The sequence below is a fragment of the Nonomuraea rhizosphaerae genome (genome assembly GCF_019396405.1).
GTDB lineage: Bacteria > Actinomycetota > Actinomycetes > Streptosporangiales > Streptosporangiaceae > Nonomuraea > Nonomuraea rhizosphaerae.
In genome coordinates, this window is record NZ_JAHKRL010000401.1 from 1 (window position 1) to 2,572 (window position 2,572).

Sequence of the window (2,572 nt, forward strand, 5' to 3'; positions counted from 1 at the left end):
CACGGCCGGCGGGCGGCCGCTCGCCGGCCAGGGTCCCCTCGGCGTCCACGTAGCGCACCAGCTCGCCGGTGGCCGCCGAGGCGGCGACCGCGCCGTCCACGGCGACGACCGCCACGGCGGCCGAGCACACGCGCGGCACGCCGTCGGCGAGGATCGCGTCCAGCCGATCGGACAAATGTCTCAACCCCTCCCGAAACAACGCTCGTGAGCTCACCGCACCCACAAGCCGTACCCATGAGCCGCCCCCACAGGCCGCCCCCACGAGCCGAACGCCCCCTGGAGCGTCAGCCGCTCAGCGCGTCGCTGAGCCGCTCGCCGTGCGACTCCAGCAGCGCGCGCGCCCCGTCGGCGTCGAGCCCGTGCTGGAGCATCAGCACCGCCGTCTTGACCTGCCCGCCGGCCGCGTCGAGCGCCGCGCCCGCCGCGTCGTGGTCGGCCCCGGTGATGTCGCTGACCATGCGTACCGCCCGGTCGGCGAGCTTGCTGTTCATGGCCGACATCTCGACCATCCTGTTCCCGTACGTACGGCCGAGCCTGATCATCGAGATGGTGGAGATCATGTTCAGCACGAGCTTCTGGGCCGTGCCCGCCTTGAGCCTGGTCGAGCCGGTCACCACCTCGGGCCCCACGACCACCTCGATGCCGTGCTCGGCGGCGGCCGACAGGGGCGCGCCGTCGTTGCACGACAGGCCGACCGTCAGCGCGCCCCGCCGGGCCGCCTCGGCCAGCGCGCCCAGCACGAAGGGGGCGCGGCCGCTGGCCGACACGCCCACCACGGAGTCGAGCGGGCCCACCTCCAGGTCGGCGAGCGCGGCGGCGCCCGCCTCGGCGTCGTCCTCCGCGCCCTCGACGGAGCGGGTGAGCGCGTCCATCCCGCCCGCGATGACGCCCTGGACGAGCGAGGGATCGGTGCCGAACGTGGGCGGGCACTCGGAGGCGTCGAGCACGGCGAGGCGTCCCGAGGTCCCCGCGCCGACGTACAGCAGCCGCCCGCCCTCGGCCATGCGCGCGGAGATCGCGTCGATGGCGTCGGAGATGACCGGGATCGCGACGGCGACCGCTTCGGGCACGGCGGCGTCGGCCTGGTTCATCAGCCGGGCGACCTGCTCCGTGGGCAGCCGGTCGATCTGGCTGTAGCGGGGATCGCTCTGTTCGGTGGGCAGCTCGGGGAGCGGATCAATCATGACGCTAATTTCCACCCTCTACTTCTCTCTTGTAAATATCTTTCAGTCACTGTGTTCCATAGGGAACACTGTGTGTCCATGACGTACGTACGAACAGGCGCAGAACGGCTGGCCACGGATCCCGCGCTGGCGGGCGGGGCGAGGCTGGGCCTGATCACCAATCCCACCGGCGTGCTGCCCGACCTGACCCCCACCGCGGACGCGCTCCTGGCGGCCGGAGCGCCGCTGACGGCGCTGTTCGGGCCCGAGCACGGGATCAGGGGCACCGCCCAGGCGGCCGGCACCGAGCACGACACCGTGGACCTGCGCACCGGCCTGCCGCTGCACAACACGCACAAGATCGAGGGCGCGGCGCTGGACGAGGTGGTGGCCGCGGCGGGCGTGGACACGCTGGTGTTCGACATCGCCGACATCGGCACCCGCTACTACACCTACGTCTGGACCATGTACGACCTGATGGCCTCGGCGAGCCGGCTCGGGCTGAGGTTCGTGGTGCTGGACCGGCCCAACCCGCTCGGCGGGACCGTCCAGGAGGGGCCGCCGCTCGACCCGGAGTACGCCAGCTTCGTCGGCAGGTTCCCGATCCCGCAGCGCCACGGCAGGACCATCGGCGAGCTGGCCACCCTGTTCGGCTTCGACCTGGACCTGAGCGTGGTGACGATGGAGGGCTGGCGGCGCGGCACGGGCTTCGCCGCGACCGGGCTGCCCTGGGTGATGCCGTCGGTCAACATGCCGACCGTGGACACCGCGTTCGCCTACCCGGCCACCGGCCTGTTCGAGGGCACGAACTTCTCCGAGGGACGCGGCACCACCCGGCCGTTCGAGCTGGTCGGCGCCCCGTACGTGGACGAGCGGTTCGCGCCCGCGCTGGCCGCGCTGGACCTGCCGGGGGTGCGCTTCAGGGAGACGTGGTTCACGCCCACGTTCCACAAGCACGCCGGGGTCGTCGTACGGGGGGTGCAGCTCCACGTGCACGACAGGGACGCCTACCGGCCGGTGCTCACCGGGCTGTCCATGCTGCACGTGGCCCGCACGCTCTACCCGGGCGAGCTGGCCTGGTGGGGGCCCGAGCTGTTCATGGACCACCTGTGGGGCTCCGGCATGCTCACCGCGTGCCTGGACGCGGGGGAGGACCCGCGCGCCCTGTGCCCCGAGCCCGCGCACCCCGAAGGGCCACTCCTCTACGGGTGACATCACGCCAGGTCGCGCCGGTAGAGCCAGAAGACGCGCTCCGCCCGCGCGCCCACGGCCCATGAGTAGAACCGCAGCGGCCCGACCCAGCCGATCTGGGCGCTGGACTGCCCGGCGGCGCGCTGCTCGGCCAGGCAGCGGCGCAGCAGCGCGCCGCCGACGCCGCGGCCGCGCGCCCCGGGGGCGGTCCCCACCGG

At 73.2% G+C, this 2,572-nt stretch carries 2 protein-coding genes and 1 pseudogene; 1 reads left to right on the forward strand and 2 read right to left on the reverse strand.

What is annotated here, in order from left to right; all coding sequences use genetic code 11:
- Positions 1-284: 284 nt before the first annotated feature.
- Complete coding sequence (gene murQ / locus KME77_RS20520) at positions 285-1,184, reverse strand: N-acetylmuramic acid 6-phosphate etherase (RefSeq protein ID WP_219470197.1); 900 nt, start codon at positions 1,182-1,184, stop codon at positions 285-287.
- 78 nt (positions 1,185-1,262) lie between these two features.
- Here murQ and KME77_RS20525 point away from each other — a divergent pair, with 78 nt between their 5' ends.
- Positions 1,263-2,375, forward strand: coding sequence for an exo-beta-N-acetylmuramidase NamZ family protein (locus KME77_RS20525; RefSeq protein WP_219470199.1), 1,113 nt, complete (start codon positions 1,263-1,265; stop codon positions 2,373-2,375).
- 2 nt (positions 2,376-2,377) lie between these two features.
- Here KME77_RS20525 and KME77_RS20530 read toward each other — a convergent pair.
- Positions 2,378-2,572, reverse strand: a pseudogene (locus KME77_RS20530) (GNAT family N-acetyltransferase); the annotation flags it as partial.

Excerpts from the sequence above, each read along its gene's own strand:
- murQ (WP_219470197.1), bottom strand. The coding sequence starts at position 1,184 with ATGATTGATCCGCTCCCCGAGCTGCCCACCGAACAGAGCGATCCCCGC.
- KME77_RS20525 (WP_219470199.1), top strand. The coding sequence starts at position 1,263 with ATGACGTACGTACGAACAGGCGCAGAACGGCTGGCCACGGATCCCGCG.